21 protein-coding genes are annotated in these 26,871 nt (G+C 59.5%); 16 read left to right on the top strand and 5 right to left on the bottom strand.

Annotation, left to right across the window (positions count from 1 at the left end):
* Positions 1-21 precede the first annotated feature (21 nt).
* Positions 22-1,317: a glycosyltransferase family 4 protein gene (locus ACVWY5_RS31270; protein WP_321176701.1), complete on the top strand. Its 1,296-nt coding sequence runs from the start codon at positions 22-24 to the stop codon at positions 1,315-1,317.
* Here the strand turns inward: ACVWY5_RS31270 and ACVWY5_RS31265 are convergent.
* Together ACVWY5_RS31265 and ACVWY5_RS31260 are read right to left on the bottom strand one after the other, a co-directional pair.
* Positions 1,253-2,488 carry an acyltransferase family protein gene (locus tag ACVWY5_RS31265; RefSeq protein ID WP_321176702.1) on the bottom strand — a complete coding sequence of 412 codons (1,236 nt, stop codon included), beginning with the start codon at positions 2,486-2,488 and terminating at the stop codon, positions 1,253-1,255. The genes ACVWY5_RS31270 and ACVWY5_RS31265 overlap by 65 nt on opposite strands.
* A 38-nt stretch (positions 2,489-2,526) precedes the next feature.
* The gene (locus ACVWY5_RS31260; protein WP_321176703.1) at positions 2,527-3,675 is read right to left on the bottom strand and encodes a polysaccharide biosynthesis/export family protein; all 1,149 of its coding nucleotides are present in this window, start codon (positions 3,673-3,675) and stop codon (positions 2,527-2,529) included.
* A 599-nt stretch (positions 3,676-4,274) separates the two neighbouring features.
* Between ACVWY5_RS31260 and ACVWY5_RS31255 the strand changes: the two genes are divergently transcribed.
* The 5 genes from ACVWY5_RS31255 to ACVWY5_RS31235 all read left to right on the top strand — a co-directional run bounded on the left by ACVWY5_RS31255 (position 4,275) and on the right by ACVWY5_RS31235 (position 11,416).
* Positions 4,275-5,651, top strand: coding sequence for an O-antigen ligase family protein (locus ACVWY5_RS31255; RefSeq protein WP_321176704.1), 1,377 nt, complete (start codon positions 4,275-4,277; stop codon positions 5,649-5,651).
* Positions 5,652-5,695: 44 nt separating this feature from the next.
* Positions 5,696-7,657: a hypothetical protein gene (locus ACVWY5_RS31250; protein WP_321176705.1), complete on the top strand. Its 1,962-nt coding sequence runs from the start codon at positions 5,696-5,698 to the stop codon at positions 7,655-7,657.
* A 247-nt stretch (positions 7,658-7,904) separates the two neighbouring features.
* The gene (locus ACVWY5_RS31245) at positions 7,905-8,888 is read left to right on the top strand and encodes a GNAT family N-acetyltransferase (protein ID WP_321176706.1); all 984 of its coding nucleotides are present in this window, start codon (positions 7,905-7,907) and stop codon (positions 8,886-8,888) included.
* Positions 8,889-9,008: 120 nt separating this feature from the next.
* The gene (locus tag ACVWY5_RS31240; protein WP_028333401.1) at positions 9,009-10,079 is read left to right on the top strand and encodes an NAD-dependent epimerase/dehydratase family protein; all 1,071 of its coding nucleotides are present in this window, start codon (positions 9,009-9,011) and stop codon (positions 10,077-10,079) included.
* A gap of 77 nt (positions 10,080-10,156) precedes the next feature.
* Positions 10,157-11,416 carry a DUF4910 domain-containing protein gene (locus tag ACVWY5_RS31235; protein WP_456671781.1) on the top strand — a complete coding sequence of 420 codons (1,260 nt, stop codon included), beginning with the start codon at positions 10,157-10,159 and terminating at the stop codon, positions 11,414-11,416.
* Positions 11,417-11,420: 4 nt separating this feature from the next.
* Here the strand turns inward: ACVWY5_RS31235 and rfbC are convergent, their stop codons facing one another.
* Positions 11,421-11,951, bottom strand: a complete 531-nt coding sequence (gene rfbC, locus ACVWY5_RS31230) for a dTDP-4-dehydrorhamnose 3,5-epimerase (RefSeq protein WP_028333399.1) — start codon at positions 11,949-11,951, stop codon at positions 11,421-11,423.
* Between the two features lie 208 nt (positions 11,952-12,159).
* On the opposite strand from rfbC, the gene ACVWY5_RS31225 reads away from it, so the two are divergent.
* Genes ACVWY5_RS31225 through ACVWY5_RS31200 form a run of 6 tightly spaced genes read left to right on the top strand, consistent with a single transcriptional unit; the run spans position 12,160 to position 18,058 of the window.
* Entirely contained in the window at positions 12,160-13,449 is a 1,290-nt protein-coding gene (locus ACVWY5_RS31225) for a methyltransferase domain-containing protein (protein ID WP_051376081.1), read from the top strand.
* Entirely contained in the window at positions 13,446-14,240 is a 795-nt protein-coding gene (locus tag ACVWY5_RS31220; RefSeq protein ID WP_028333397.1) for a glucose-1-phosphate cytidylyltransferase, read from the top strand. Before ACVWY5_RS31225 ends, ACVWY5_RS31220 begins: the two co-directional genes overlap by 4 nt.
* 5 nt (positions 14,241-14,245) lie before the next feature.
* A complete protein-coding gene (locus ACVWY5_RS31215) occupies positions 14,246-14,899 on the top strand; it encodes a PIG-L deacetylase family protein (protein WP_028333396.1) in 654 nt (217 codons plus the stop codon).
* Complete coding sequence (locus ACVWY5_RS31210; RefSeq protein ID WP_321176707.1) at positions 14,839-16,020, top strand: hypothetical protein; 1,182 nt, start codon at positions 14,839-14,841, stop codon at positions 16,018-16,020. Before ACVWY5_RS31215 ends, ACVWY5_RS31210 begins: the two co-directional genes overlap by 61 nt.
* Entirely contained in the window at positions 15,983-17,554 is a 1,572-nt protein-coding gene (locus ACVWY5_RS31205) for a lipopolysaccharide biosynthesis protein (RefSeq protein WP_157340716.1), read from the top strand. Before ACVWY5_RS31210 ends, ACVWY5_RS31205 begins: the two co-directional genes overlap by 38 nt.
* 15 nt (positions 17,555-17,569) lie before the next feature.
* The gene (locus tag ACVWY5_RS31200; protein ID WP_028333393.1) at positions 17,570-18,058 is read left to right on the top strand and encodes a hypothetical protein; all 489 of its coding nucleotides are present in this window, start codon (positions 17,570-17,572) and stop codon (positions 18,056-18,058) included.
* Between the two features lie 16 nt (positions 18,059-18,074).
* On the opposite strand, the gene ACVWY5_RS31195 is transcribed toward ACVWY5_RS31200, so the two are convergent.
* Positions 18,075-19,619 (bottom strand): hypothetical protein, encoded by a 1,545-nt coding sequence (locus ACVWY5_RS31195; RefSeq protein ID WP_321176708.1) that lies wholly within the window; start codon positions 19,617-19,619, stop codon positions 18,075-18,077.
* A gap of 109 nt (positions 19,620-19,728) precedes the next feature.
* Positions 19,729-20,862, bottom strand: coding sequence for a glycosyltransferase family protein (locus ACVWY5_RS31190; RefSeq protein ID WP_028333391.1), 1,134 nt, complete (start codon positions 20,860-20,862; stop codon positions 19,729-19,731).
* 589 nt (positions 20,863-21,451) lie between these two features.
* Here ACVWY5_RS31190 and wecB point away from each other — a divergent pair.
* The 4 genes from wecB to ACVWY5_RS31170 are packed head-to-tail and all read left to right on the top strand — an operon-like array spanning position 21,452 to position 26,865.
* Positions 21,452-22,669, top strand: coding sequence for a non-hydrolyzing UDP-N-acetylglucosamine 2-epimerase (wecB, locus tag ACVWY5_RS31185; RefSeq protein ID WP_080667016.1), 1,218 nt, complete (start codon positions 21,452-21,454; stop codon positions 22,667-22,669).
* A gap of 12 nt (positions 22,670-22,681) precedes the next feature.
* Positions 22,682-24,889, top strand: coding sequence for a GumC family protein (locus tag ACVWY5_RS31180; RefSeq protein WP_028333389.1), 2,208 nt, complete (start codon positions 22,682-22,684; stop codon positions 24,887-24,889).
* A gap of 4 nt (positions 24,890-24,893) precedes the next feature.
* On the top strand, positions 24,894-25,880 hold the full coding sequence (locus ACVWY5_RS31175; RefSeq protein WP_244482620.1) for a glycosyltransferase: 987 nt from the start codon (positions 24,894-24,896) through the stop codon (positions 25,878-25,880).
* A 4-nt stretch (positions 25,881-25,884) separates the two neighbouring features.
* Positions 25,885-26,865, top strand: coding sequence for a WecB/TagA/CpsF family glycosyltransferase (locus tag ACVWY5_RS31170; RefSeq protein WP_028333387.1), 981 nt, complete (start codon positions 25,885-25,887; stop codon positions 26,863-26,865).
* Positions 26,866-26,871 lie beyond the last annotated feature (6 nt).

The raw sequence follows: 26,871 nt of genomic DNA, 5'->3' as shown, positions 1-26,871 counted from the left end.
TCGGCAGGCAGGTTTGGATCGATGCACTCAGACCGCCTAAATGTTCTCTTCGTCTCACAGATGCCTGCGAGCCCGCCGCGGATCGGCGCGCAGGCACGCATGCACGGTTTGATGACGGAATTGGCTCAACGTCATGACCTGACGGCAGTCATGCTCGTGGATGACGAGCACGACATCGAGGAATGCCGAACTGCCATGCAGGCCTACTGCCGCAAGGTGGTGCTCGTGCGTAACCCGTTCGGTCGCGATGGGATGCCGAAGCGCCTGCTTCAACTGCGCTCCCTGGTATCGCCCCTCAGCTTCGAGCGTTTGCGAATCACGGCAGACGTAGTGCGTCAGACGCTGGACGACTTGCTGGGGTCGACGCGCTTCGACGTGGTTAATCTCGAGTTCACGTTCCTTGGTCACTACGAGCTGCGCAAGGCGCCGGCAGGAGAGAAGCTTCCAGTATTGGTCGTGGATTCTCACAACATCGACTACGACCTTGCCCGCCAGTACGCCCAAAGCGGCGACAGTCTGTTTCGTCGCCTTTATTCCGAGGTCAATTGGCGCAAGCTTCGGAAGGAGGAGCTCGGGACCTATCGTGACGCGGATGGCGTCTATCTGTGCAGCGCGACTGACGAACGTCGGCTGCTTGAAGAAATGCCGGAAGCCAGGACTACTGTCATTCCAAATGCCGCGGATATCGAGTTCTATCGCCCGCGTGCCGACGATCCGAAGCCTGACGGACGCACTGTCGTGTTCTTTGGCCTCTTGTCATATGCACCGAATGTCGACGGTGTCATCCACTTCATCAACGATATATGGCCGCGCATCGCGGCCAGCCATCCGGATGCGCGTTGCAAGATCATTGGCGGTTCGCCGCCCTCCGCCCTGTTAGCGCTGGCAGGTCCCCGAATCGAGTTCACCGGCTTCGTGCCGGATCTGAGACCGCATCTTGCCGAGGCGGCAGTCGTCGTCGTCCCTCTGCGATTGGGAGGCGGGACACGGCTCAAGATTGTCGAGGCTATGGCGATGGGCAAGGCAATCGTCTCGACAACCTTGGGCGCCGAGGGGATCGAGGCCGTGCCGGATCGTGACATCATGATCGCGGACGATGTCGAGAGCTTTGCCGCCCGTGTCAGCGGCCTGCTGGGCGATGCCGATCGCGCTGCGGATCTCGGACGTTCCGCCAGGCTTTTGGCCGAAGGCAAGTATGCCTGGAGTTCAGCAGCTCGCGCTCTCGAGGGTTTTTACCGTACGAGGCTCGCCATCAGTTGCGGTACGGATGGGAAGGCGCCAACGCTTCGCCAGCAGCAACGGCGCGCCGAGCGTTGAAGAACCGCTTCAGGTCCAGGAAACGCTTTTCGACGAATTCATAGCTCAGATAAGCGATTAGCAGCGAGACGAGCGCGCCCGCTGTCGCCTGTATTGCCACGGCTGCGCTGTGAGAGCCAAGCCATTCGCCGAGTGCCAGTTCAGTTCGATGAGTCACAAGGTAGTATGATATGAAGTGATGGTAGACGTACAGGCCATAGCTATAGGTCCCGAGAAGCATCAAGGGTCGGCTGCAGAAAAGGCGCGATACCAAGGAACGCCTTGGCGCAACAAGCACCCAGATGAGGAGACAAGCCAACAGCACGGTGATGATGGAAGACCGAACCGGAAGGACGAAAGCGTTACCTTGGTCGGTCACCAGGCGCGTCCAGATGAAAGTCAGGGATAGCAAGGCAAATGCAGTGGTCGCAACGTATGGAAGGGCGCCCACAAGTCGCTGAAGTCCGCCCTGTTGTCGGACCACCACGGCGAGAAAGGCGCCGAGTGCCAGACCGTCCAGCCGAAACGGTGTCAACACATAGGTTGTCCACCAGCTAAGTCCGGCCAAGGAGCCGCCCAGGCGAGCGAGCATCGCAGCGACCGATAGGCCGAGGCTGACCACAATCAACTTTCTCGGTTGCTTCGCGACCAGATATACGACGAGCGGCCAGAAGAAATAGAAATGTTCTTCGATGCAAAGCGACCAGAGATGCTCCAGATACGAGAATGACCAGTCACCGTTCCATGCGATGTAGACATTGACTCCGTACAGCCAGGCCCAGGCCTGACGATCTATCAGATAGTCGAGGGTCGGACCACGCAGCGGGCTCAAAAGCGGAGCGACGAAGAAGACGAGCGCGAGCACGCCATAATAGAGCGGAAAAATACGCAGCACTCGCCGTATATAGAAATTGCGAAAGAAGTTCGGCTCCCCCCGTGAATCATAGAGGATTCCGGTGATGAGAAAGCCGGACAGGACGAAGAACAACTCGACGCCATACGAGCCGTAGTTGGTGATTCCGACGACGATCTTCTCGACAGCGTTGGTCGGCAACGTGTTGCCGACGAAGTGCAGTAGCATCACCATCACGATGGCAAGTCCCCGCACTCCGTCGAGCGCAGGAATGTGTCCGTGAAGGCGGGGCCACCGGTCGCGGACAGTTGCCTCGGCGGATTCGGTTGCCGGCAGCATACCTGCCGCGGGAGTCGATCCCGCCAGGCCAATTGTCGTCATCGGGACGACGTAACGATGGTTGTCGCGCCGGAGATGCTGCCGTTGGCGAGTCCCTTCAGCGTGTAGGCATCGATCCCGGCGACGATTGGATCGCTCACGGTGCCGATGATCATCCGAAGGTAAGTCATGAACTTTGTCGCTTCGACAGATGTTGCGTTGGACGCGAAGATGACATCCTTATTCCGCATCTCGAATTCTGTCGCGATGAAGTAGCCGCCGGGATCTCTCAAATCGAGAATATAGATAACGGGGACAAGGGGCCCGCCATAGCGAGTGCAGTCGACGCCGAGCTGCTTGGCAACTTCGCGTGGTTCTCCTCGGTAGATAAACACCGACCCAGGGTCAGCGTGATCATCCTTAAGGCCACCCGCCTTCGCCATGGCCTCGGCCAGTGACAGGCGCCAGGCTCCGAACGAGAACTGCCCCTGTTGCCCGGCGGCGCCCATCGCGAGGAAGGTTTGCGGCTGCGTGTACACGTAGACCGTATCCTGGGGACGAACAAAGATGTTGTTTGCCGGTTGGCTGAGCAGCGATCCGAACGGTGCAGTACCGTGCCGTCCATCGCGTTCGAGGGTCACCCAGGTATCGAAGCCGGGATTTTTGGGCCCGCCCGCCCGCGTGATGATGTCGAGCAGCCGCTCGCCGCTGGCGCTTGCAGGCAAGCGCGCAGGCTGTCCGACCTCGCCCAATACGCTGATCGAGGTTGCCTTCTGATCCACCAGCGCAACCACCGCCTGTGGTTCGATCGCACGATCCTGCAGGGACTTCACGATTGCATTCTGGACTTCGTCCGGTGTCCGGCCCGCGGCGCGGATGGAGCCACCGTACGGAACCGTGATGTTGCCTTTGTAATTCACGGCCTGATTGGGCAAGTTGACGTAATTACCCTGACGCGTACCGGCTTCGGTCGGAGTAAACAGGCCACCGGCCATCGATTCAAACAACGTCACGCTCACCGTGTCGCCGATGCCAAAGCGAATCTCGGGCGGGCCGCGGCGATCCGTGAAAACGCGGTCGATCCGCGTAGAGTTGCGCACCAGCACCCTCTCGGTGTCGGTCGTCAGACGTACCAGAGCATAGTGCACGCTTTCAGGGTCGGTCTGCCCCGCGCGGACATAGGAGCTTGCCGGTCCCGAGGTCGGCATGGTCGAGCAGCCAGCGAGCGCGATTGTCGCTGTGACGGCCAAAGCGCCCAATAGGCGGCCACCACTGAGACGCGAGGAATTGCCAGCCGAATGCGCCGGCGCCACTTCGCGAGTGGTCAGGCACGGCGTTCGTTGACTATTCTTGCCCGCACTTCTCGGCACGACATTGGACCCTGGTTAACGAAGATTAACGAACGGAGTCTTGGTAAACGCCGGTCTCTTCTTCGTGCTTGCTCGCGCGCCGCTTGCGGTCGTCGCCGTCCGGCATCGACCGCCGTACCGCCGGATAGAAGTTTGGAAGAAATTTGCGCGAGTAAACATGTACTTACGCGGCATCGACAATTTCCCGGAATATCAATCGACCAAGCGAAACAGCCCGCCCTGTGCGCCACGCTAGGGGACAAGCGTTAACGAAGCGTTCACTATAAAAATTCAGGAAAGATTGACTTATCGTTGGTGTTCGGAGCCGTGTCTGAGTACGTGTTGGCGCCAGCGCCATTGAGAGGCTGATCGTTTCGCTGCGCGGCCCCACGGTCGGCAAGGCAGGCGATTAACGATCAGCGTGCTGCCTTGGCGACTGGAGTTGACGGGCACCGAGCATGCACGAAGCCGTATTGCGTTCTCAGCGACCAGGCTTGGCGGCTCCGTCCGGTCGGGTAATCGACGGATACGCGATCATCCCGCTGCTGGCCTGTGTCTACGCCACGATTGCTTTTCCCCTGATCCTCGTGACCTGCAGTCCGACGGACTCGGCTTGTCTTTTGGAAGCTCGACCAGAGAGCAAAATCTTTTGGCCGATCCTGTCCGCAGTCGCGCTCGTCGTTGCGCTGCGCAATCGGTCGCGACTCCGCTTTCCGCCGATCCTGATCATACTGTTTGCCTATCTTGCGCTGGCGGGCGCGAGCGTTGCCTGGGCATTCAAGCCGGAGGCTTCGGGGATCAGATTTGCGCAGCAGGCCATGATCATTGCCTCGATCGCGCTCCCGGCGATCGTTGCAACTCGATCGACCGACCTGCTGCGCGGCTTGTTCTGGTGCTTCTTTATCGCCGCCGTGCTGAACATGCTGTTCGTCATGGGCAGGCCGCCGATCGAGGTGAAGTTCGCCACATGGGGTTACCCGGGCTATTTCTCGGGCAAGAACTATCTAGGCGAATGCGCTGCCGTTGCATTCCTGCTTGCGCTCCATGAGCTGCTTCATCCCGGACGGCGACGGGTTCTCGGCATCGTTACCGCGCTCATGTCTGTCGCGCTGCTCCTGCTGAGCAATTCAAAGACGGCGCTTGCACTTGCGGTGCTTGTCCCGGCGTTCGCCTGGACCTTGCTCAAGCTTTCCAGGGCTACCCGCGTTCCGGTGTGGGTGATTGTCGTATCGATACCGATTTGCTGGATGGTCTTTTCGTTCGTCACCGGCATCAGCATGAATCGCGTGTCGTACATGCTGTACGGCGATTCGACTTTCACGGGCCGTACCATCATTTGGGATTTTGCAAATATGCAAATCGCAAAGAAGCCGCTGCTGGGCTGGGGTTATCAGTCGTTCTGGCTGGTCGGACCCGACGCGCCGAGCATCGTGGAAGCGCCGGGCTGGGTCAAGGAGATGCCCAACGCCCACAATGGGTATGAAGACACATTGCTTGAACTAGGCTATGCGGGATTTTTCCTGCTTGTCGGGTTCATCCTTGCGACGATACACGGCATTGGCCGCCTGGCGCGTTTTGATCTTTCGCGGGCATGGATCCTGCTGTCGATCGTTCTCTACGTTGCCATTACGAACGGTCTCGAGAGCACATGGATGCGCGGCTTCGAAATGCTGTGGGTCGTGTTCGTTATAGCCGCGGTTGAAGCTGCCAGATATTGGGGGCAGGCGCGTCCCGCGGCAAATTCGGCGATAGCCAGGCGCCCAGCAATGCGGCGCATCCACGGACCGCGGTTCAGGCCGCCGTCTACTCCCGTCAACGTCGTGAGGTCACGCTAGCAGGCGCGAAGCCAGTCGGCTCGGCGCCGCAAGCCAGAGGATGCATGTTCAACCGGAAGGTCATCGCGACGCGGCGCAACCCTGGTCACGAGACGTTGCGAGCGGCGCTGCGGCGGCCCTGGCAGTGCTTGGCTGCAACGATGATCTTCGTTGCATGCTCAAGCCATTCGTCCGCATTTGCTCTCGACTCGATGGAAATATTGCCCTCAGATCGCGCGACGACCTGGCAACCCGGCCTGATGGCTGAGGGTGGGATACCCTCTCGAAAAACCATTTGCGCGACGCTGTCGCCTCGTGGCGGCACACTCGACGACGCTGCGGCAATCCAGGGCGCAATCAACGCATGCCCGGTAGGGCAGGTCGTGCAACTGGCGGCGGGACGGTTTCTGATCAATGGCGGCAATTTCCTGCTGCTCAACAAGGCAATTACCCTGCGCGGCTCCGGTCCGGGCCGGACGATGCTCGAAAAGCAAGATGGCGCGAAACCTTTCAATGACGCAGTCGGTGCCAGGCCGTCTCCGCTGGTCGTGGTGGGACCGTCGCTTTTCTCCAGCACGAGCGATACGGTCAATGCCGTGCGATCGACGAACCTTCGGAATGATGCAGTAAAAGGCGAAAAAACGGTCGAGGTCGACGATGCTGCGGGCTTTATGCCTGGACAGATCGTGCTGCTCGACGAGGCGTCGGCCGCCAATTGGCGTGTCGACCCGCAGGGGCGAGGGCAGATCTGGGCGTCGGAAGATTTCAGGGTTGTCTGGCAAAAGCACAAACCTGCGATTCAGTCTGTCGATGACTTTGCACCCGATGCGTTTCCATCGACGCCGCAAAGCGCTGGATCGTGGTTCGGGAGACCTGATCGGCCTGTTGCCGAGGTCAAGGAGATCAGCACCGTCTCCGGTTCCAGGATCACCTTCACGACCCCAATTCACATCAGCTATCGGAAGGCAAACGCCGCTCAACTGTCACGGTTCGCGCAGCCGCATGTGAAGCACGCGGGCGTCGAAGATCTGGCGCTCAAGGGGGGCGACGCGGGCAATCTTCGCTTCAATTGGGCTGCTTCTTCGTGGGCGAAGAACGTCGACAATTCGGTTTGGCACGGCGAAGGCTTTGCAATTCACAGCTCCTTCCGGGTCGAACTACGCGAGTTCTACGTGCACGACGCGGCCTGGGCTCAACCCGGCGGAGGCGGATATGCCATTAGTCTTTCCGCCGGATCGTCGGAAGTTCTGATCGAGAATGGAATTGCCGTGAGGGCCAACAAGCTGGTGGTGGCGCGTTCCGCCGGGGCGGGCTCCGTGGTCGGCTATAACTACATGGACATGGGTTACATCAATACGAATGGAGCCTGGATTGAGACCGGGCTCAACGCCAGCCACATGGTGGGCGCCCATCACGTCTTGTTCGAGGGCAACTACGCTCAGAACGCCGACAGCGACGACACTCACGGCAACAGCATCTATCACACGTTTTTCCGCAACTATCTACGCGGCGTCCGGGCAGCGTTCGACAATCAGGCTGGCGGGACCATCGATGATATGTCGCAGCCCCGCAATGGGCCGCGGCGCGCCGCCGGTCTGATGGCGTATTCCTACTGGATGTCTTTCATAGGAAACGTGCTCGGGGTTCCCGGTCAGATGGACGGCTGGTCGTATGAAACCCGCTTTACCGATGCAAAGCCCGGCGTCTGGATGCTCGGCTGGGACGCCGTGAAGCCATATCCGACGGACGCAAAGGTTGCGATGTCCACGATTCGATATGGCAATTTTGATTACCTCACCAACAAAACGCACTGGGATTCCGGAAGCGAGGATCGCGCCCTGCCTGCTTCCATGTACCTCGCAAGCCGCCCCCCGTTCTTCGATGTCGGGCGCGGATACGATTGGCCTTGGGTGGACCCGGTCGGAGAGACGAAGCTTCATGTGCTTCCGGCCAAAGCGCGCTATGACGCCGGCACGCCGTTCGTGCAGCCGAATTTGGATGGATCGGCACGCAAAAGTTCGCAGTGAGCACATGCCTCGTGGGCAATGATTAAATATGTTTTGAACAGGCGCGGTATTGCGTCAATGCGTCACCTGACCGACGACGAGCTCAGAGGCTAACTAGGCGAGCGCCCCGATTTAAATGCTGCAGACGTCGTTAACTACAATAGAAGCTAAGGCCTTCTGATCCGCGCGGACCTTGGGCATTTCTGCACGTTTTGGTTTAATCAGATTGCCGATTCGCTATCCGGTTAGTCTCCGGAAGAGGAATTTGATGCGCAAATCGGTCTTTCACGAGGATTGGTGGCTGGATGCGCTGGCTCCCGGTGGCTGGCGCGAAGTCACTTGTTCGCGTGGCGGGCGCGTTGTTGGTTCTCTCCGGTTCGTCACGCGTACTGAAGGCGGGATGAACATATGCGAGATGCCTCAAATCACGCGCTTTCTCGGGCCGACAGTCACGCTGCAGTCCGGCAAGACGGAAGCGCGCATGCGGTTGGCGCATGCGGTCATCACTGACCTGCTCAAGCAGGTCGCGGATTTCGATCACGTCGAGATGACGCTCGATACCGGGTTCAGCGATGTGGCCGCGTTCCTCGCGTGCGGCTACGAGGTGCGGGCGCATCCGACTTTCATGCTGAAATGCACGATCTCCCGAGACGAGCTCTGGTCGGGATTGCGCGACAAGACGAAGAACGTGATACGACGCGCGCGGGAACGGCTTGCCATTCGCGAAGTCACGTCCCCAAAATACTTCGTGAAGTATTACCAGGCTAACCTGGAGGGCGCGAAATCGTATTTCGACCTCTCGCGATTGGAAGCTGTCTATGCCGCCGCGAGCGAGCGACAGCAATGCAAGATCCTCGCGGCGGTGGACTCGAACAACAACGTCCACGCCCAGGTCTTCTTTGTCTGGGACCACAAGTTCGTGCACTATTTCCTGTCATCGCGGGACAGGAGCATTGCCCATCCAGGCGCAGTAAGTCTGCTCCTCTGGAGTGGCATCGAGCTGGCGCACGAGCGGGGCCTTCATTTCGATTTCGACGGCGGAATTGAGAACGAGGCGCGATACAAGTTCGTTGTGGCGTTCGGCGGAGAACTGGCCAATCGCTTCGACGTCAGCCGTTCCACCACTCGTTACCGGCTTCACCGGCAACTGCGCAGAGTTCCCCAAGCGCTGCTGCGGCGTCTCTCGGCTGGCGCCGCGACCGGCGACGTCAACGATCATGGCGTACGGCTCAACCATTTCCCGTCGTCTTGAGCGGATCGTTCCCGCTATTTCAAGCGTGCCATTAACTAAGGTTTTACAAACACGTGCATCAGCGGGCGATTCTGAAATAAGCAGGGGGGATAGAAACAGAATAAATTTGGAGGCGTTAAGATGCGCGTTCTCGTGAGCGGACATCTCGGCTACATCGGAACAGTGCTCACCCCGATGCTACGGCGTGCCGGGCACGAAGTCGTGGGCCTCGACAGCGATCTGTACTCTCGCTGCACATTTGCAGAGGGCGGGTCGATCGTGGATGTGCCGGCCATTTGCAAGGACACGCGAGACGTCGAACTTGCGGACCTGAAGGCTTTTGACGCGGTCCTGCATCTTGCCGCGCTGTCGAACGATCCGCTCGGCAATCTGAGACCTGGCCTTACCGACCAGATCAATCACGTAGCCAGCGTGCGCCTCGCGCAGCTGGCCAAGCAAGCCGGTGTGCGACGGTTCGTGTTTGCATCCTCCTGCAGCAACTACGGCAAGGCGGGCGACGGGATGATCGACGAAACCGGAGCGCTCAACCCGGTGACTGCCTATGGCGAATCCAAGGTGCAGTCGGAGCGCGATATTGCCGGCCTCGCCGGTGACGGATTTTGTCCGGTCTACCTGCGACCGGCAACGGCTTACGGCGTATCTCCCCGGCTCCGATTCGATGTCGTGCTGAACAATCTCGTTGCCTGGGCGGTGACAACGCGAAAGATCCTCTTGAAGTCGGACGGCACGCCCTGGCGGCCCATCGTTCACATTGAGGACATCTCCCGCGCCTTTATCGCGGCGATGGAGGCTCCCGAGGCGGCGGTGTTCAATGAAGCCTTCAACGTCGGCCAGACGGCGCACAACTACCAGATCCGCGATCTCGCGAAGATCGTCGCCGATGTTGTCCCTGGCTGTCAGATCGAATTCGCCGATGGCGCCGGTCCCGACACGCGGTCCTATCGCGTGAGCTTCGAAAAGATCCGAACCCGGCTGCCGGAGTTCAAGCCGCAATGGGATGCGAAGATGGGCGCGGAGCAGCTCTATAAGGCGTACCGGGCCTCGGGCATCACGCTCGAAGAGTTCGAAGGTCCCCGGTATCAGCGCATCAGCCACGTCAACAAGTTGCTGGCGGACGGCGTGCTCGATGCGGATCTCCGCCATGTAAAGTCGAGGCAGGGCGTCGGGCAATCGGCACTCGTCGCGAACTAATACACGCGCCGATCAATTTGACACACCAGGAGGACGGCGTGTCGGCGGCAGACGATGTCACAAGTGCAGGCGCGAGGATGTTTGCGCTTGCGGAAAGGATATACCCGATCTGCCGCAGTATTACCGGTAACGGTGTGCGGCAGACCCTTCGGGAGATCGGTGCGTACATCTCCCTTGATGTCCACGAGGTGCCGACCGGTACACCCGTTCTCGATTGGGTCGTGCCGCGTGAGTGGAACATCCGGGACGCGTACATCAAGGACCCGCGGGGCCGGAAGGTCGTCGATTTCAACGAATCCAACCTGCACGTCATGAGCTACAGCGTGCCGGTGTGCCGCACCATGCCGCTGGACGACCTTAAGTCCCACGTCTTCACATTGCCCGATCAGCCGGACCTGGTCCCATACCGAACGTCTTACTACCAGGAAAACTGGGCTTTCTGCATGGCCCACCGACAGCTGGAGCAACTGCGGGACGATAGCTACGAGGTCGTGATCGACTCGACCCTCGCCGACGGGCATTTGACCTATGGTGAGTATCTTCACCAGGGAGAGTCAGACGACGAGGTGCTTCTGTCGGCGCATGTTTGCCATCCCTCGCTTGCCAATGACAACTGTTCGGGCCTGGCCCTGCTCGCGGAGATCGCAAGCCGCATCTCTCAAATGCGAACGCGATACAGCTATCGGTTTCTCTTTGCGCCGGGAACGATTGGCGCGATCACCTGGCTCGCCCGCAACGAGCATCGTGTGTCTCGTATCAAGCATGGCCTCGTGGTATCAATGGTCGGAGACGGCGCCGGTCCGACATACAAGAAGAGCAGGCAGGGCGATGCCGAAATCGACCGTGCAATGATACACACGCTGCAGCATTCCAAACTGGCGCCGACGATATTGGAGTTTTCGCCCTACGGTTATGATGAGCGGCAATACTGCTCGCCGGGGTTCAACCTGCCGGTGGGATTGTTTCAGCGCAGCCGCTTCGGCGCCATCCCGCAGTATCACACCTCGGCCGACGACCTGAGCTTCATTCGGCCGGAGCACCTCGGGGAATCTTTCCGCATCATTTCCGAAGTCATTGACCTGCTCGAAGGCAACCGCAGCTACTATAACACGTCACCGAAAGGCGAACCGCAACTGGGCAGACGCGGACTCTATGGTGCGATCGGCGGTGACAAGGACGCCGCTGCAGCCAACATGGCGATGCTGTGGATCCTAAATCTGTCCGATGGGCATCATTCTCTGCTTGATATCGCCAGGCGTGCCGACCTGCCGTTCCCGGTCATTCTGAAGACAGCAAAAGTGCTCGAGCGCCACGGGCTCCTCGCGCCTGTGCGGTAAGCGCTCACGCACCCCGGCGCGGCCAGTTCAGGTCCTTATCGGAGATCGTGCTTATGGCCAGAGGCCAGCTGATGCCGAACATCGGGTCGTCGTATCGGACGCCGTTAGCAGCCGAAGGCTCGTAGAACTCCGAAATCAGATAATTGACCTGAACGTTGTCGCTCAAGGTTTGAAAGCCGTGCGCGAACCCCTTGGGGATGTAGAGCTGCGAACCGTTCTCCGCTGAAAGCTCGAAGCCGCGCCATTGACGAAAGGTCGGCGAGTTCGCACGCAGATCGATGATGACGTCCCAAATCGATCCGTTCAAGCAGCGCACGAGCTTAACCTCGCCGTGCGGCTCATTCTGAAAGTGCATTCCGCGCAATGTCGCCTTGCGCGAGGAGCTCGAGATGCTGTGCTGGGGAAATCTGGTCACGAGCCCGTATGCGCGAAACTCGTCTTCGCAGAATGTGCGCGCGAAAAAGCCGCGCTCATCGTGTGCAGGCTCGAGTTTGACGAGCCACGCTCCGTCAAGTCCTGTTGCTTCAAAGCGCATGGGACGCATCCACTCCCGACCGAGAGGCCAATTGTCGACGACCAGTTCTATACAATTTTACTAAAATTTTCAGCAACTGCGTGGTTTACCTTGTTGTTCGATATCGCTTCATATTGTTCGCTTTCATACGATAAAATTCAATCTAACGAGCCCGATTTAAGCGCCGGCAATCTCATATTCGGCAATCCTATATTCATGGTACGGCCCAATGAACGCTCACTCGAGATTCGAATCGATTCGGTCGAAATCCTCTCACGGTAACTGCCGTCTGTGCGGCGCGACGTTGAAATCGACATTTGTCGACCTGGGAATGTCGCCTCTCTGCGAAAGTTTCCTCACAGCCGACCAGACCGACGCCATGGAGCCGTACTACCCGCTGCACACCGTGGTTTGCGGGTCCTGCTTCCTGGTGCAACTCCAGGAATACGTCAAACCGGAGCATATCTTCACCGAGTATGCTTACTTCTCGTCTTACTCGACGTCGTGGGTGGAACATGCGCGGCGCTACTGTGAGATGATCAAGGCCAGGCTGAACCTTGGTGCCGAGAGCCGCGTCTACGAGATCGCGAGCAACGACGGCTACCTGTTGCAGCACTTCCTGCCGCTCGGGGTGCCGGTCACGGGAATCGAGCCGGCGGCCAACGTGGCCGAAGTTGCAAGGCAGAAAAACGTCCCGACAATGGTCGAGTTCTTCGGCCTGGAGCTCGCGCGGAAGCTGGTGTCGGATGGCAAGCGGGCCGATCTGATTATCGGCAATAACGTGCTGGCACAGGTTCCGGATCTAAACGATTTCACCGCCGGAATGGCGTGCCTGCTCGCGCCGGAAGGAGTGATTACGCTCGAATTCCCGCATCTTGAGCGGCTCATCGACGAAAATCAGTTCGATACCATCTACCACGAGCATTTCTCGTATTTCTCGTTGGTAACGATCGATCGTCTCGCGCGGCGGCATGATCTGAAAGTTTTCGACGTCGAGCAGATCCCAACGCACGGCGGCTCACTTCGCGTCTACCTCTGCCGCGCCGATGCGATTCACGCCGTCTCCGCCGCGGTGACCGCACTGCTGACCCATGAGCGTCGGATCGGCCTGGAAGACATAGGGCAGTACGAGCAGTTTACATCGCGGGTTCATCGCACCAAGCGCGAACTGCTGTCGTTCTTGATTGAGAGCAAGAACAAGGGGGCGCGGATCTGCGGCTACGGCGCTCCCGGCAAGGGTAACACGCTGCTCAACTACTGCGGCATCGGAACCGACTTCCTCGACTTCACCGTGGACCGCAACCCCTACAAGCACGGCCGCTATACGCCGGGCATGCACATTCCGATCCTGCCGGTCGAAGCCATCGACGAGGCGCGTCCCGACTACCTGTTCATCCTTCCCTGGAATTTGAAGAGGGAAATCGTTGCGCAAATGCGGCATGTCGCGGACTGGGGCTGCAAGTTCATCGTTCCGATTCCTAACGTCGAAATCATTGATCCGCGTGAGGTTGCGCCGTGAAGGTTGTCCTTTTTTGCGGCGGTCTCGGTACGCGGATCCGCGAGTATTCGGAAAGTATACCGAAGCCGATGGTCCCGATCGGCCATCAGCCGATCCTCTGGCATGTGATGCAGTACTACAGCCAGTACAATCACAATGATTTCATCTTGTGCCTTGGCTACAAGGCGAACGTGATCAAGGATTACTTCCTGAATTATCGCGCGACTGCGAACAGCGACTGCGTGATTTCGGAGTACGGCAAAAAGGTCGAGCTGATCGGCGAACATCAACCGGACTGGCGGGTTTCGTTGGTGGATACGGGGACATGGCGCAACATCGGGCAGCGCTTGCTGGCCGTCCGCCATCTCGTCAAGGACGAAGAGATGTTCCTTGCGAACTACAGCGACGGGCTGACCGACGCGCCGCTACCTGACATGATCCAGAAGTTCAAGGAAAGCGGAAAGATCGGTTGCTTCGTGGCGATCCATCCACCGATCAGCTTCCACCTTGCCGAGTTTGATGCTCACGGGTCGGTGCAGCGGATTCGCTCCAGTCAGGAGTCCGAGATCTGGATCAACGGCGGCTACTTCATCTTCCGTAACGAAATCTTCGATTACATCAAGGAGGGAGAAGAGCTCGTCCAGGAACCGTTCAACCGTTTGATCGAGGGCGGTCACCTCATGGCCTATCGCTATGAGGGCTTTTGGCGCGCCATGGATACCTTGCGCGATAGACAAGTGTTGGAGGACATGGTGGAGCGCGGCGACACGCCGTGGCGGCTGAATCACTCGTCGGTAGCCAGCGCGGCTTAACCGGAATGAGAGCATTGCAGCTTGCCAGGCCCGGAGACCATCTGTCGATCCTGTGCTTTGGCGCCCATTCGGATGATATCGAAATCGGCGCGGGAGCGACGCTGCTGGAGCTGATCGAGCGCGGTATCAAGCTGGATGTGCATTGGTGCGTTCTAAGCGGTGGCGCCATACGGGAGGCTGAGGCCAGAGCGTCGGCGGCTGACTTCTTGTCCGGGGCTGCATCCGCGAATGTCGAGGTGCTGTCGTTTCCCGATGGATTTTTCCCGGAGAGGGGAGAAGCCATCAAGGAATGGTTTGAATCGCTGAAGCGGCGGGTCGAGCCTGACGTCATTCTGACGCATCGCAGGGATGATGCCCATCAGGACCATCGCCAGGTCTGCCGCCTGACCTGGAACACGTTTCGCGATCATCAGATCCTGGAATATGAGATTCCGAAGTGGGATGGCGACTTCGGTCAACCCAACGTTTACATGCCGGTATCGGCGGCGGCGCTCGATCGTAAGATTGAACTCCTGCTCAAGCATTTCGGGACGCAGCGATCCAAGCAGTGGTTCGATGCAGACACCTTTCGCGGCCTCGCACGGATTCGGGGCATGGAGTGCAGGGCTGCGGAACGCTTCGCCGAGGCATTTTTCGGGCGAAAATTGACACTGATCTGACGATGGTTGCGCGGACGTCGCGCAGCCGGCGAATTTCTGATTGCAGGGTATATCTCAAGGCGCACGATATGAGCACGCTATTTTCAAGTATCTTTCGCGCTGGTGACCTGGTGGAGGTCAGAAGCAAGGAGGAGATTCTCGCGACGCTGGATGCTAACGGCCGCCTGGAGGAAATGCCCTTCATGCCCGAGATGCTGAAGTATTGCGGCAAGACGCTCCGCGTCGGCAAGCGAGCTCACAAGACCTGCGATCCCGCGCTCGGTATCGGCGGCCGCAAGATGCTGAACACGGTCCATCTCGAGAACATCCGCTGCAACGGCGCGGCTCATGACGGCTGCGAGGCGGCCTGTCTGATATTCTGGAAGGACGCCTGGTTGAAGCCGGCGGGCGAGAAAGGGCCGTCGCCGAATGGCGCGGGCAAGCCGTTCGGGTCTGGCGGCTGCAGCGAGGAAACGCTGTGGAGCACGATCAAGCATCCGCCGAAGGTGGGCGAAACCGAGCCGACCTACGTTTGCCAGAACACGCAGGTGAAATTCGCCACTCAGCCCCTGAAGTGGTGGGATCCGCGACAGTATGTCGAGGACTACGCTTCCGGTAACGTTCGGCTGCAGGACCTCGTCGCCGGATTGACGTTCTCGGTCTGGCGTACGGTCACCGAAGCAGGGCTGGGCATCGGCACCGCGATGCGCTGGATCTACGACACATTCCAACGCTTCAGAGGTGGCGTACCTTATCCGATCAGGCCCTTCGGCGTGCCGGAAGGGAGCAAGGTCCCGCAGTCCCGGCTTGATCTGCAGGCGGGCGACGTCGTGCGCGTCAAGCCGTACAAGGACATCCTCGAAACACTGGACTGCAACTACCGCAACCGCGGCCTGTATTTCGATCCGGAGATGGTACCGTTCACCGAACGCGAGTACGAGGTCGAGAGGCGTCAAAAGCAGATCATCGACGAAGGTTCGTGCAAGATGGTCCGTTTCAAGACGGACGCGATCATCCTGAAGGATGTCGTGTGTGAGGCGCGCTATGCGATCTGCCGCCGCTTCTGCCCGCGCGCCATCTATCCCTATTGGCGGGAAATCTGGCTTGAGCGGGTATCTCAAAGCCAGAATCCAGCGAATTGAACGGGAACGACGCGTGCAGCGGAACGAACGTACCGATCAGTATTTTGCGGACAACAAGCCATACTCAGGCCTTGGCCGCAGGTCGCTGCACAGCGGCGTGGCGTTCATTGCTGCGCGCGGACTGAATATCTTCGTTCAGTTGGCCTCGACGATCGTACTGGCGCGGCTGCTCGGACCGCATGATTTCGGGTTGGTGGCCATGATGCTGGCCCTGATCGGCTTCGCGCCCCTTTTCGTCGATCTCGGGATGAGCGAGGCCTCCGCCCAGCGGAGCAGCATCTCACGAGCCGAGGTCAGCACGTTGTTCTGGCTGAATGTGCTGATCGGCGTCGTGCTGGCTGTCGTGCTGGCTGCGTCCGGTCGGTGGATAGCGCGTGCCTTCGGCGAGCCATCGCTCGCGGGCATGGCGTTGGCATTGTCGGTGACCTTCCTGATGATGGCTTTGTCGACGCAGCACTATGCGCTGATGCGTCGGGCAATGCAGTTTCGCCGCATCGCGATGATCGACATATCGGCGAACATCATTGGAAGCGCTGCAAGCGTCGGACTGGCGCTTTCGGGCTGGGGCTACTGGGCGCTGATCGCCAAGCCGATCATAACGTCGGCTTTGACCGTCGTGGGAGCCTGGACCGCCTGTCGATGGATACCGGGCAGGCCCAGGCTCACGCCAATGGTCAAGGAACTGCTGCGGTTCGGGCTGGGAGTGACCGGCTTCACCATGACGGATTACTTCGCTCGTTCGGCGGACAGAATCGCGATGGGGTATTTCCTCGGTGCAGGGCCGCTTGGCTATTTTCAGAACGCCTTCACGATCTACAACAACCTGCTGTCGATTCTCAGTGAGCCGCTGCATAACATCGCGGTGTCGGGACTGAGCAAGCTCCAGCACAGTGCAGCCGAACTGAAGCGCTCCTGGGAAGGCGCGCTGTCACTGCTTTGCTACTTTTCGGGGCCTGCCTTCGCCGCTCTGGCCGTGAGCGCTCATGACATCGTGATCGTGCTTCTCGGAGAGAAATGGTCTCCCGCGGGCCCCTTGCTCTGTATCCTTGCAATTCGAGGCATTGCCGACTGCATCGAGCGAACTCTCGGTTGGGTTCATGTTGCGGTCGGACGTCCCGATCGATGGATGCGATGGGGCATCTTCAGTGCGATCTGCCAATTGGTTGCGCTTGCAGCCGGACTGCCGTTCGGCGTGGTCGGGGTGACGATCGCCTACACGGTCACCATGTTCGTGCTGTTCGTTCCTGCGCTCGTCTACGCCGGCAGGCCGGTCGGGATCAGCATCGGGGACGTCCTGCGCGCGACTGCGCCGCAGACCATTGCTGCGCTGGTCGCCGTCGCGGTTGCTTTCTCGATACAGGAGGCATTTCTGCTGGAATTGCCGCGGTTGCTGCGAATCCCGGTCGCGAGCGTGATCTGCGTGACGGCCTACCTGACCGTCGTGGTTGGTGTCTTCAGGATCACGCGGCCACTGCAACTCGCGTGGTCCTTGCTACGCGATTTCGGCATCGTACGACTGCAAGTCAACTCCTAATCCTGGATTACGCCCATGACGTCCTTTGAGCGCTTCCTGATTAACTTGGACACCTGGTCCGCCGGGGCATTGCTAAGGATCGGCCTCGGCCTTTGCATTTTGCCGGTGTTCCGACTGCTGTCCGGCGGCGACGATCGTATCGTGGTCGTGTTGGCGATGTTCCTTGCTCTGCTGCTCGCGCTTCGCCTCGTGCCGGCCGTGTGCCGACGTGTTCTTCCGTTTTCGCGCGAAGCGAAAGATCTATGGTTCAAGCGGCGCAACCTTGGCAAGAGGTACGACTCCTACCAGTGGCAAAAGCTCTTCTGGATGGGTCTGGGCATGCTGCCCTACGCGCTGATCTCTCCTGGATTGGGGCGCGGGGAAATTATGTTGCTTGCGATCTGTACGATCGGCGGCGGAGCAGGGCTGCTGCTTTGGCGTAGGACCGGCCAGCTCAGCGTCGGTGCCGCCACTGCGAAAGCGACGAAGTTGCCGCCGGCCGCGGTCGCGTCGACGCCGCCCTAGGACCGGCCGCCCTATATTACGGGAGCCTGCGGCACTCGGTGAACCTGTCGCCGTCCGGCGTTTCCGCCCTCTCGAGGCAATGGGCCTTATCGGTAACCTTGCCGGCTACGACAAAGTCGTAGGCCTGGTTTTTGAAAACCAGCACGTAACGGCCGGGTGAGAGGACGAGATCGGGGTTCACTGGCTGCAGCTCGACCATCTCGCGGCTTTCAGGGACCGGCGCTACGGTCAGGTCGACGGAAACGGACCGGATTGCCCAGGCATCGTTGGCCATAGCGACTGCCGGTGACGACGGTGTTCGTGCGACCTGGGCGAGAATGCGCAATTGTGCGTTGTCGGGCGCGCTTGTCATAAGCTCGCGCTGATACGCGACAAACGAAAGCGGGCCGTGCGGCACCACAACGGTGCCCGGCTTCGTGGTCAATACCGACACGGCGATCCGGCTGTCGGGAAGGCGGATGTTCATCGGCTCAAGCCGGATCATCCGCCCGTTGCTTGACGCAAAAATCCCGTATGTCGTCGGCAGTGAACGTGCGGGTGGTGCGGTTGCGGCTGTTTCGATCGGAGCACGATGTACGAACGTGGCAATTGCCGGTTTCAGCTTGCGTCTGCTTTGCGGTGGCGGCTGAACGGGCGTCGCGTTCGAATGGCTGACAACCTGGGATGCTGTGCTGAACAGGGATGCAACATTGCCCCGCATGAGCATTCCGGCCCCAATCGCCAGCAGAACCGTTGTTGGAGCGAGGAACCATACAAAGTTGCGCACTTTCCATTCGCTGCTGACCGAACGTCGGTCCCGCGGCGAGCTCTGAAGTTCTTCCGCGATGAGCTTGTCGATCAGTATGATCTGCTGTTCCTGCACCGCGACGCTCGCCTCGGCAGTGCTTGTGTGCACGGGCGGTTGCACTGCTGGACGGATTGACGCCGGCGGCACCGAGTTCGGACCTGGGTCCGCGGCCGGACGGAATCCCTCTCCTTCATCTGCCTCAGGCGTGTACGTGGCTACCGCTGAGCCGGCATGCGAGTCCGATGGCGCTGGCTGCGTGGGGTTGTCGGATTCCTCCGCTGAAACATCGTTTGGATCGGCCGCAGGGGGGGCGGACTCGTCGTCTGGTCCGGCATCAGGCGGAGCCACATTTGTCCGACGGCCGATGTTCTCCGCGGCCTCATTCAGCCGCCGACTGACCTCATCCTGCGGGAGCGCAATCGGCTGCAGGTGTTCCAAGTCGGCGAGCTGGTGGGCTTCATTCGTCGGCCCACCGCTTGGCGAGCTCGGATCGTCGCCGAGGATCGTCGGTTGCTTGTCGGTCGGACTGTCTGGCGGCGGCTCGGCGGGATTTCGTTCCGGATTTACGGGCTCGCGCAGGCGGGCTTCGACGAATTGTGTCCAGGCGCCACGCCGTCGCAGAGGTGCAGCAAGCCTGTCTGCCTGACGTGGCAAAGGCGGCGCATTGAGGATGGCCGCCTGAGCCGAGGGGAGCTGACTGGAGCGTTTCATGCCTGGATACGCAGCTTGACGTTTGTCCGCCGTTGCGGACGTTCGCGACACCTTGGCGATCATATGAAAAGGATCGCCTACCTGCTGGGATGTAGCAGCCGCCGCTTAACAGGGCGTTAACCATAAACCGGCGGAAATGTCGCATTGCTCCGTATCACTCGAGGTGACGATTTCAGGCGGCTGCCGGCAGCTCAAAGGATCCGGCGATCTGGCGCAGACGGTTGGCTCGTGCGCTCATCTGGTCGGTGTGAGCAATACCGAGGATGTCGAATACCGTCTGTATGCGGTAGAGCCAATCGTGCCGCAGCGCGGCTTCCCGGACGTTTGCGTTCTGAACCGCTCGCAGTCGCGCCGGGTCTGCGTCCAGCGCTTCGAGGACCTGGCAAATGTCCGGCGACTCGAAGGGCACGTGAATGACAGCATCGGGCCAGTCGAACTGCCGTGCAAACTCTTCGGTGCGCGGCGCTTCTCCGACCATCACTGCCCCGGCTGCAGCACCTTCATAATAGCGAGCGGAAATCTCGTCTCGGCCAGCCGTGAACTCCGGGTTGTTGACGTGGCTGCGATTGGCAATGAAATAGCGGCTGCGCTGCAAGATATTCGCAATCATGATGCGGTGTTCTTCCGGATTGTCGACCCGGAACGTCCTTTCCTTTCGGTTCGAACCGCTCGCCGCCACAGTGTCGTAGTAGTAGAAGAACCGCTCTCTCTCGGCGCCGGCCAGCAACGCGGCGTGGGTCGTCGCCGAACGACGCCCGATGTTGCACACGGCGATCGATCGCTGCTGCTCGGGTTTCGGCGCGAACCGCTCAACGTCGACCGCCAACGGCAGATAGCTGCACGGTCGACCTGCTATTCGCGCGATCTGCGATGCGCAGTGATGCAGGCCGACAAATATATGATCAAATCCGGACAGGAGCTCGACCAGATACTCCGGGATGTCGTCTGCCCAAACTTCAGTGATGAAGCACGCCGCCTTGCGACACCGCTTGCGCCAGTCGGGAATCGCCGCGAGCGCGTGGAGTTGATACGCATTGCTGAAGATCGGAAAGAACAGTTCGTAATCGCGTTGGAGCCGCAGCTGCGGCGGGGAGGGTGCCAGCACACCTGCCAGTTTGGTCGATCCTGATGCAAGGCGCGTCCACTTGTAGACCCGCCGCGAGAACTCCAATGCAGCGCGATCTTGAACATCGAACCGATCGGTGCGCGTCATCGCCGCCAAATTGTCCTCGAACTCATAGCTGAGACAAAATGCGACAAGATCGGAAATCCGACGCTGCGAGAGGAGTAAAACCTTGCCTTCCACGAGGCGCTGCCTCCGATCTATCAAATGCCGGAAAGTGCCGGCCACACGACTTCCGGAATCCCCCGACCAGGAGCGAGTTGCGCAGTGATCGTCGCCACGAACGGTGCCAATCTACGCAAGTCCACATACGCTATTTAATCTTGTTTTGTCCAAGTTTTCCCGAAATTGGATAATGCGAGTCTGTCATCGGAATTCATTGCACGCGCGATTGCACTCTCGCCGAGCTGTTGCGAATGCAAGCACGAGGATGCACCGACGACGATTGCGAACGGTACAGCGAATGCGCGTTAACCTGGAGAAGTTAAATCTGGAACTCGCCGGCAGTAGGGAAGAACGTCAGCGGACAATCACTGGATGCGCGTTAACCCGAAAAGGTTAAATCTGGAACCGCCTGACAACAGCCGGCATCGATGATGCGCAACGCGCTCCGCGGCAACTCCGAGAATTAGCTATAAATTTCATTTAACATGCGCCGAGCCAACGTTGGCGATGAACGCGTCGGGAAAATCCGGTAGCGTGCCGCATCATTTCGACACGGCAAGAATATTCAACACGACAAAATTTTTGAACACAGGCGGCGTCGGGCTTCATGCGTATTCTTAGCGTATTTGGTACTCGTCCAGAGGCGATCAAAATGGCACCGCTTGTGCTGGCGCTGGGCGAAGCAGAAGGAATTGACACGCGCGTCTGCGTAACGGGCCAGCATCGTCAGATGCTCGACGACGTGATGTCGGCCTTCTCGTTGAAGGCTGACTACGACCTGAACATCATGCGACCCAACCAGTCGTTGAGCGAGGTGTTCAGCGCGGTCATGACTGGAATCGATCCGATCATCGCCGACTACAATCCGGACTACGTTCTTGTACAGGGCGACACCGCAACCAGTACGGCGGCTGCACTTGCCGCGTTCTTCCGGTCGGTCAGTGTCGGGCATGTCGAAGCGGGATTGCGAACCGGCAATCTCATGAGTCCATGGCCGGAGGAGGCCAATCGGCGGGTCACTGCCGTCGTAACGACGAGGCATTATGCGCCGACGTTGCGTGCGCGTTCTGCCCTGCTGAAGGAAGGGTATCCGCCAGACGCCGTCATTGTCACCGGCAATACCGTGATCGACGGGCTGCTTCGTATGGCTTCAAATATCTCTCAACCGGGCGAGCTTCGCCGGTCGCTTGAAGCGAAATACTCATGGCTCGATACCTCGAAGCGGCTCGTCCTCGTGACCGGACATCGGCGCGAGAGCTTTGGATCCGGGTTCCGGCAGATCTGCGAGGCATTGAAGACGATCAGTCGGCGGGACGATATTCAAATCGTGTATCCCGTTCATCTGAATCCGAATGTGCGCGGGCCGGTATTCGACCATCTGCGCGATGCGTCGAATATCTTCCTGATCGAGCCCCTCAACTATCCCGAGTTCGTCTACCTCATGACGCGCTCGTATCTCATCCTCACCGATTCCGGTGGGATTCAGGAGGAAGCACCGGCGCTTCGTAAGCCGGTACTCGTCATGCGAGATACCAGCGAGCGGATGGAGGCCGTTGACGCCGGCGTCGCTCGCCTGGTCACCACCGACCCGGTTCGTATCGTCGCAGGCGTCGAACGCCTGCTTGATGTGCCAACGGAGCACGAAGCCATGTCTCTCGGTGCCAATCCATTCGGTGACGGGCGAGCCAGCAAACTCATCGTGCGTGATCTTCTGAACGTCCGTCGGCCGCAACGTCCAACTGATCACATCACGAGCGTCAATGGCTTTCCGACTGCCCAGATGCAGTCGCGGCCGACACCACCACTCTCCCAACCGGCGCACTGATCAAACGAAGCCATGGACACCAGAACCAATCAATTGGTTATTCAGGAATACGGCCAGCAGCTCGCTGAGGATTACGCTGTGCCAGCGGTGGCCCGGCCGACTTTCGGCCTGTGGGACGTCGTTGACGTTCTACGCCGCGAATGGCGGTTGCCCGTTATCGGACTGTTGATTGGGCTGGCGGTCGCCGTGGCTTCCGTTGTTGTCATGAAGGCGCCCTACAAGAGCAGTGCACGCATCCTCATCGATCGAAGTCTCAATCGTTATCTGCAGACCAACAAGATCGTGGATCAGCCGACGATGGACGAAGTGGAGGTCGGCAGCCAGCTCTACGTACTGTCATCAGACAGGGTCCTGCTTCCGGTTATTCGCTCGCTGGGTCTGGCCAGTGATAGCGAGTTTGCCGGGCGATCTGCGCTTGGCAGCGCCGCAGACGGGAACTCCAGCACGGCGGAAGCCAATGCGGCCGCTGAACGAGCTGCTCTCGAAGCCCTGTTGAAGCGCGTGACAATTGCGCGAGAGGATGTCGCCAACGTCATCAATGTGACGGTCGAGTCGCAGAGTGCGGAGAAGGCCGCGAAGATCGCCAACGGCATCGTGGATAGCTATCTCGCATCCCTTCAGGACGCAAAATTGAGGTCAACGCAGAAGGTGAGCAAGTGGCTGCAGGAGCGGCTGATCGAGCTGAAGAAGCAGGTGGCCGATGCGGACAAGGCGCTGCAGGACTTCAAGACGGCTAACAATCTCAGCAGCACTGGCGCTCAGGATACCGAGCTCTTGGCAAGTCTGAATACCCAGCTGATGAATGCCAAGTTCGCGGCAGTCGAGGCAAAGGAACGCCTCGACCGGATCAAGCGGACAGAGGCAAACGGGATTCCGTCGGCCGTGTCGACGGACGCACTATTCAACGACAAGCGAGCGGCAGTCATCAACTTCGCGCTCAACAACAGCGAACTTGCACGTCTCCGCACGCAAAAGCGCGACCTTGCGTCTCGGCTTGCGGAGATGGAAGCTCGCGTCGGTCGCAAGCACGTGGCTGTCGTCAAGCTTCGTGCGCAGCTCAACAGCGTTGACGCCGCCATTCGGTCCGACGAGGGGCGCATTACCGATTCCTACGCCAGCGAATACGAAGTCGCCAAGGCGCGACAGACCGAACTCGAAGACACCGCCGCAAAGCTTTCCGCGGAAACCGGAAGCCAGCTGCGCGAACTCGAGAGCGCCGCCGAGGCGCTGCGCAATCTCTATAGCGGATTCCTGCAAAAGCATAAGGAGATCGAGGCGGCGCAGGCGGAGACGCTTCCGGCCCAAAGTGCGCAGATCATCACGAGAGCAGTTCCGCCGCTGACCAAGAGTTCCAAGAAAACCCTCATCGTGGCGGCAGGCAGCATTTTTCTCGGTCTGTTTCTCGGCATAGGCTCTGCCTTCGGACGCGAATGGATGGCGGATGTGTTCCGTACGCCCAAGGCCGTCGAACAGGTAACCGAGACGCGGTGCATCGGACTGCCCTTCGTCTATGCTGGTCAATTGCCAATCGAGGAGCATGTCCTTGCTGCCCCCTTCTCGCGCTTCGCGGAAGGTCTTCGCAATGTGAAGGCGATGCTCGACCATTCGTCGGCCTCGACCGGGGGAAAAGTCATCGGCGTCGTGTCGGCGGTTTCGAAAGAGGGAAAGACTGTCGTTGCCGCCAATCTTGCCGCGCTCATATTGTCGTCCTCTGGATCGCGCACGCTGCTGATCGATGCCGACCTTCATCTCCGGAATCTCACGACTGCACTTTCCCCGGATGCGAAGGTCGGGCTTTTCGAAGCGCTGGAAGATCCGTCCCGTCTTGGCGAGTTTGTTTGCAAGCGGCCGCATTCGGGGCTGGATGTCCTGCCGAATGCTTGCACCCTTCGGATTCCCAACGCTGCTGAACTCCTGGGGTCGCAGGAGATGGAAAACCTGCTTGCGGTCGCACGGAAGTCTTATGACTACATTGTAGTGGAGGTGGCGCCGATCATGTCGGTCGTCGATGCAAGGCTGATCGAACGCTTCATCGACGAGTTCGTCTTCGTTGTGGAATGCGGTCAGACCAAGCGCACAAGCGTGCTTGAAGCCTTGTCGGTAACGCAGCTCATCCGTGAGCGCGTGTCGACCATTGTGCTCAACCAGATCGATCCCGTCGAGCTTAGAACCATCGAGGCAAGAAATGGCGTCAGGTCCGAAGGATATTACCGGGAGTAGACCTGTGGACGAGCTTGACAGCGCTTCAGTGTCCCCGCACGGCGTAGCGCCGCGCAGGTATGTGCTGATTTCGCCCTGCCGCGATGAGGGGCCCTATCTCCGCCACACGCTGGATAGCGTGGCTGCACAGTCGGTGCCGCCTGCGCTGTGGATCGTCGTTGACGACGGATCTACCGACGAGACGCCACGGATCCTGGAAGAGTATGCGGCGCGATTGCCTTATCTGCGCGTCGTGCGCCGTCAGGACCGCGGCCACCGGCGGGTAGGGCCCGGCGTGATTGAGGCGTTCTACGATGGTCTTGATCAAGTGCCGCTCGGCGACTTCGACTATTTGTGCAAGCTAGATATGGATCTCATCCTGCCGCCTCGCTACTTCGAACTGCTGATGCAGCGGATGGAAGGCAATCCGCGCGTCGGGACGACCTCGGGCAAACCCTGGTTCGTTCATCCCCAAACCGGCGATCTCGTGCCCGAGATCTGCGGTGACGAAATGTCGGTTGGGATGACGAAATTCTATCGGGTTGAGTGCTTCGAGCAGATCGGGGGTTTCGTGCGACAGGTCATGTGGGATGGCATCGATTGCCACCGCGCCAGAATGCTGGGCTGGATCGCGGAGAGCGTCGATTCAGAGCCAATTCGATTCGTCCACCTTCGTCCGCAAGGGGCCAGCCAGAAGAGCATCTGGGCGGGCAGAATTCGTGCTGGCTTCGGTCAGTATTTCATGGGCACTTCGCCTTTTTACTATCTGGCGGTGGCGGCTTCCCGCCTTCGCGCGCACCCAATGTTCATCGGAAGCGTCGCGATGCTCTGGGGTTACTTCAGCAGCTGGGCAAAGGGGTTGCCGCGCTATAATGACCCCGAGTTCAGACGTTTTCTTCGTACGTATCAGCACGCGTGCCTGAGACTGGGTAAACGAGCTGCGACGGCTCGCCTGGACGCCGAGCAAGTGGCTCGGTGGCAAGCCAGCCGGCAATCGCCGCAGGGGAGTTGAGCAGATGAAGCAACACGCGAGCCTATTGGGCGTCGAATTTGATGCGGTTACGCTCGGTCAGGCGGCGCAGCGCTGTGTCGATATCTGTCTCCGCTCGAACAATTCTCACGTCGTGATGACGATCAATGCGTCGCATCTCTGCATGATGCGGCGAGACGTGGAGTTGGCGCACGCATGTTCCGCGGCAGATATGACGGTGGCGGACGGTATGCCGGTGGTTTGGGCAATACGAGCGTCAGGTCAACACATGCCGGAACGCGTGGCCGGCATCGATCTGATGGAAGGACTTTTAAGGGGTGCCGCGTCCAACGGACTTTGTGTCTATTTTCTAGGGGCGCACCAGGAAGTCGTCGAAAAGCTCGTTCGCGTCTGCGAGGCGCGCTTTCCGCAGCTGAAGATCGCTGGTTTTCGGAACGGCTACTTCGGTCCGGACGAGCACGAAATTATCGTCGATGAGATACGAGCCAGCGGCGCCCACATTCTTTTTATCGGCTTGCCGTCCCCGTTCAAAGAGGTGTGGAGCGAACGCTATCGGGATCGGCTGCAAGTTCCCGTCATCCTGGGGGTAGGCGGCAGCTTCGACGTCTTGGCCGGCTTTATCAGGCGCGCTCCTCGGCTATTCCAATCGCTCGGTCTCGAGTGGTTCTGGCGCCTGATGATGGAGCCGCGCAAATTATGGCGGCGATATCTTTCCACCAACAGCGAGTTCATCTGGCTGGCGCTCCGCGACGTGGTGGCGCGCAGGGCTTACGCCGCCCGTCCGGAGAGAGCGATCGCCGGATCGACAAGCGTGGTGCGGAGAGACGACCGAAAAGTGGGTACGGAACGCAGGGTAGCTGATCGGCGAATTCTTGTCCGGCGAAGGAGCAACGTGCGGGATTCGCAGGTTCCGATGCCCGATCGCCGGCGCGGCATAGAGCGACGTATCTCAGAGCGTCGGGCACGGTCGGCTAATGCTCTCAAGGGTATCGAGGTGAGCGCCTGACGTATC

The organism is Bradyrhizobium sp. USDA 3256, assembly GCF_054058275.1.
This window is presented reverse-complemented; position numbering and strand designations above follow the sequence as displayed.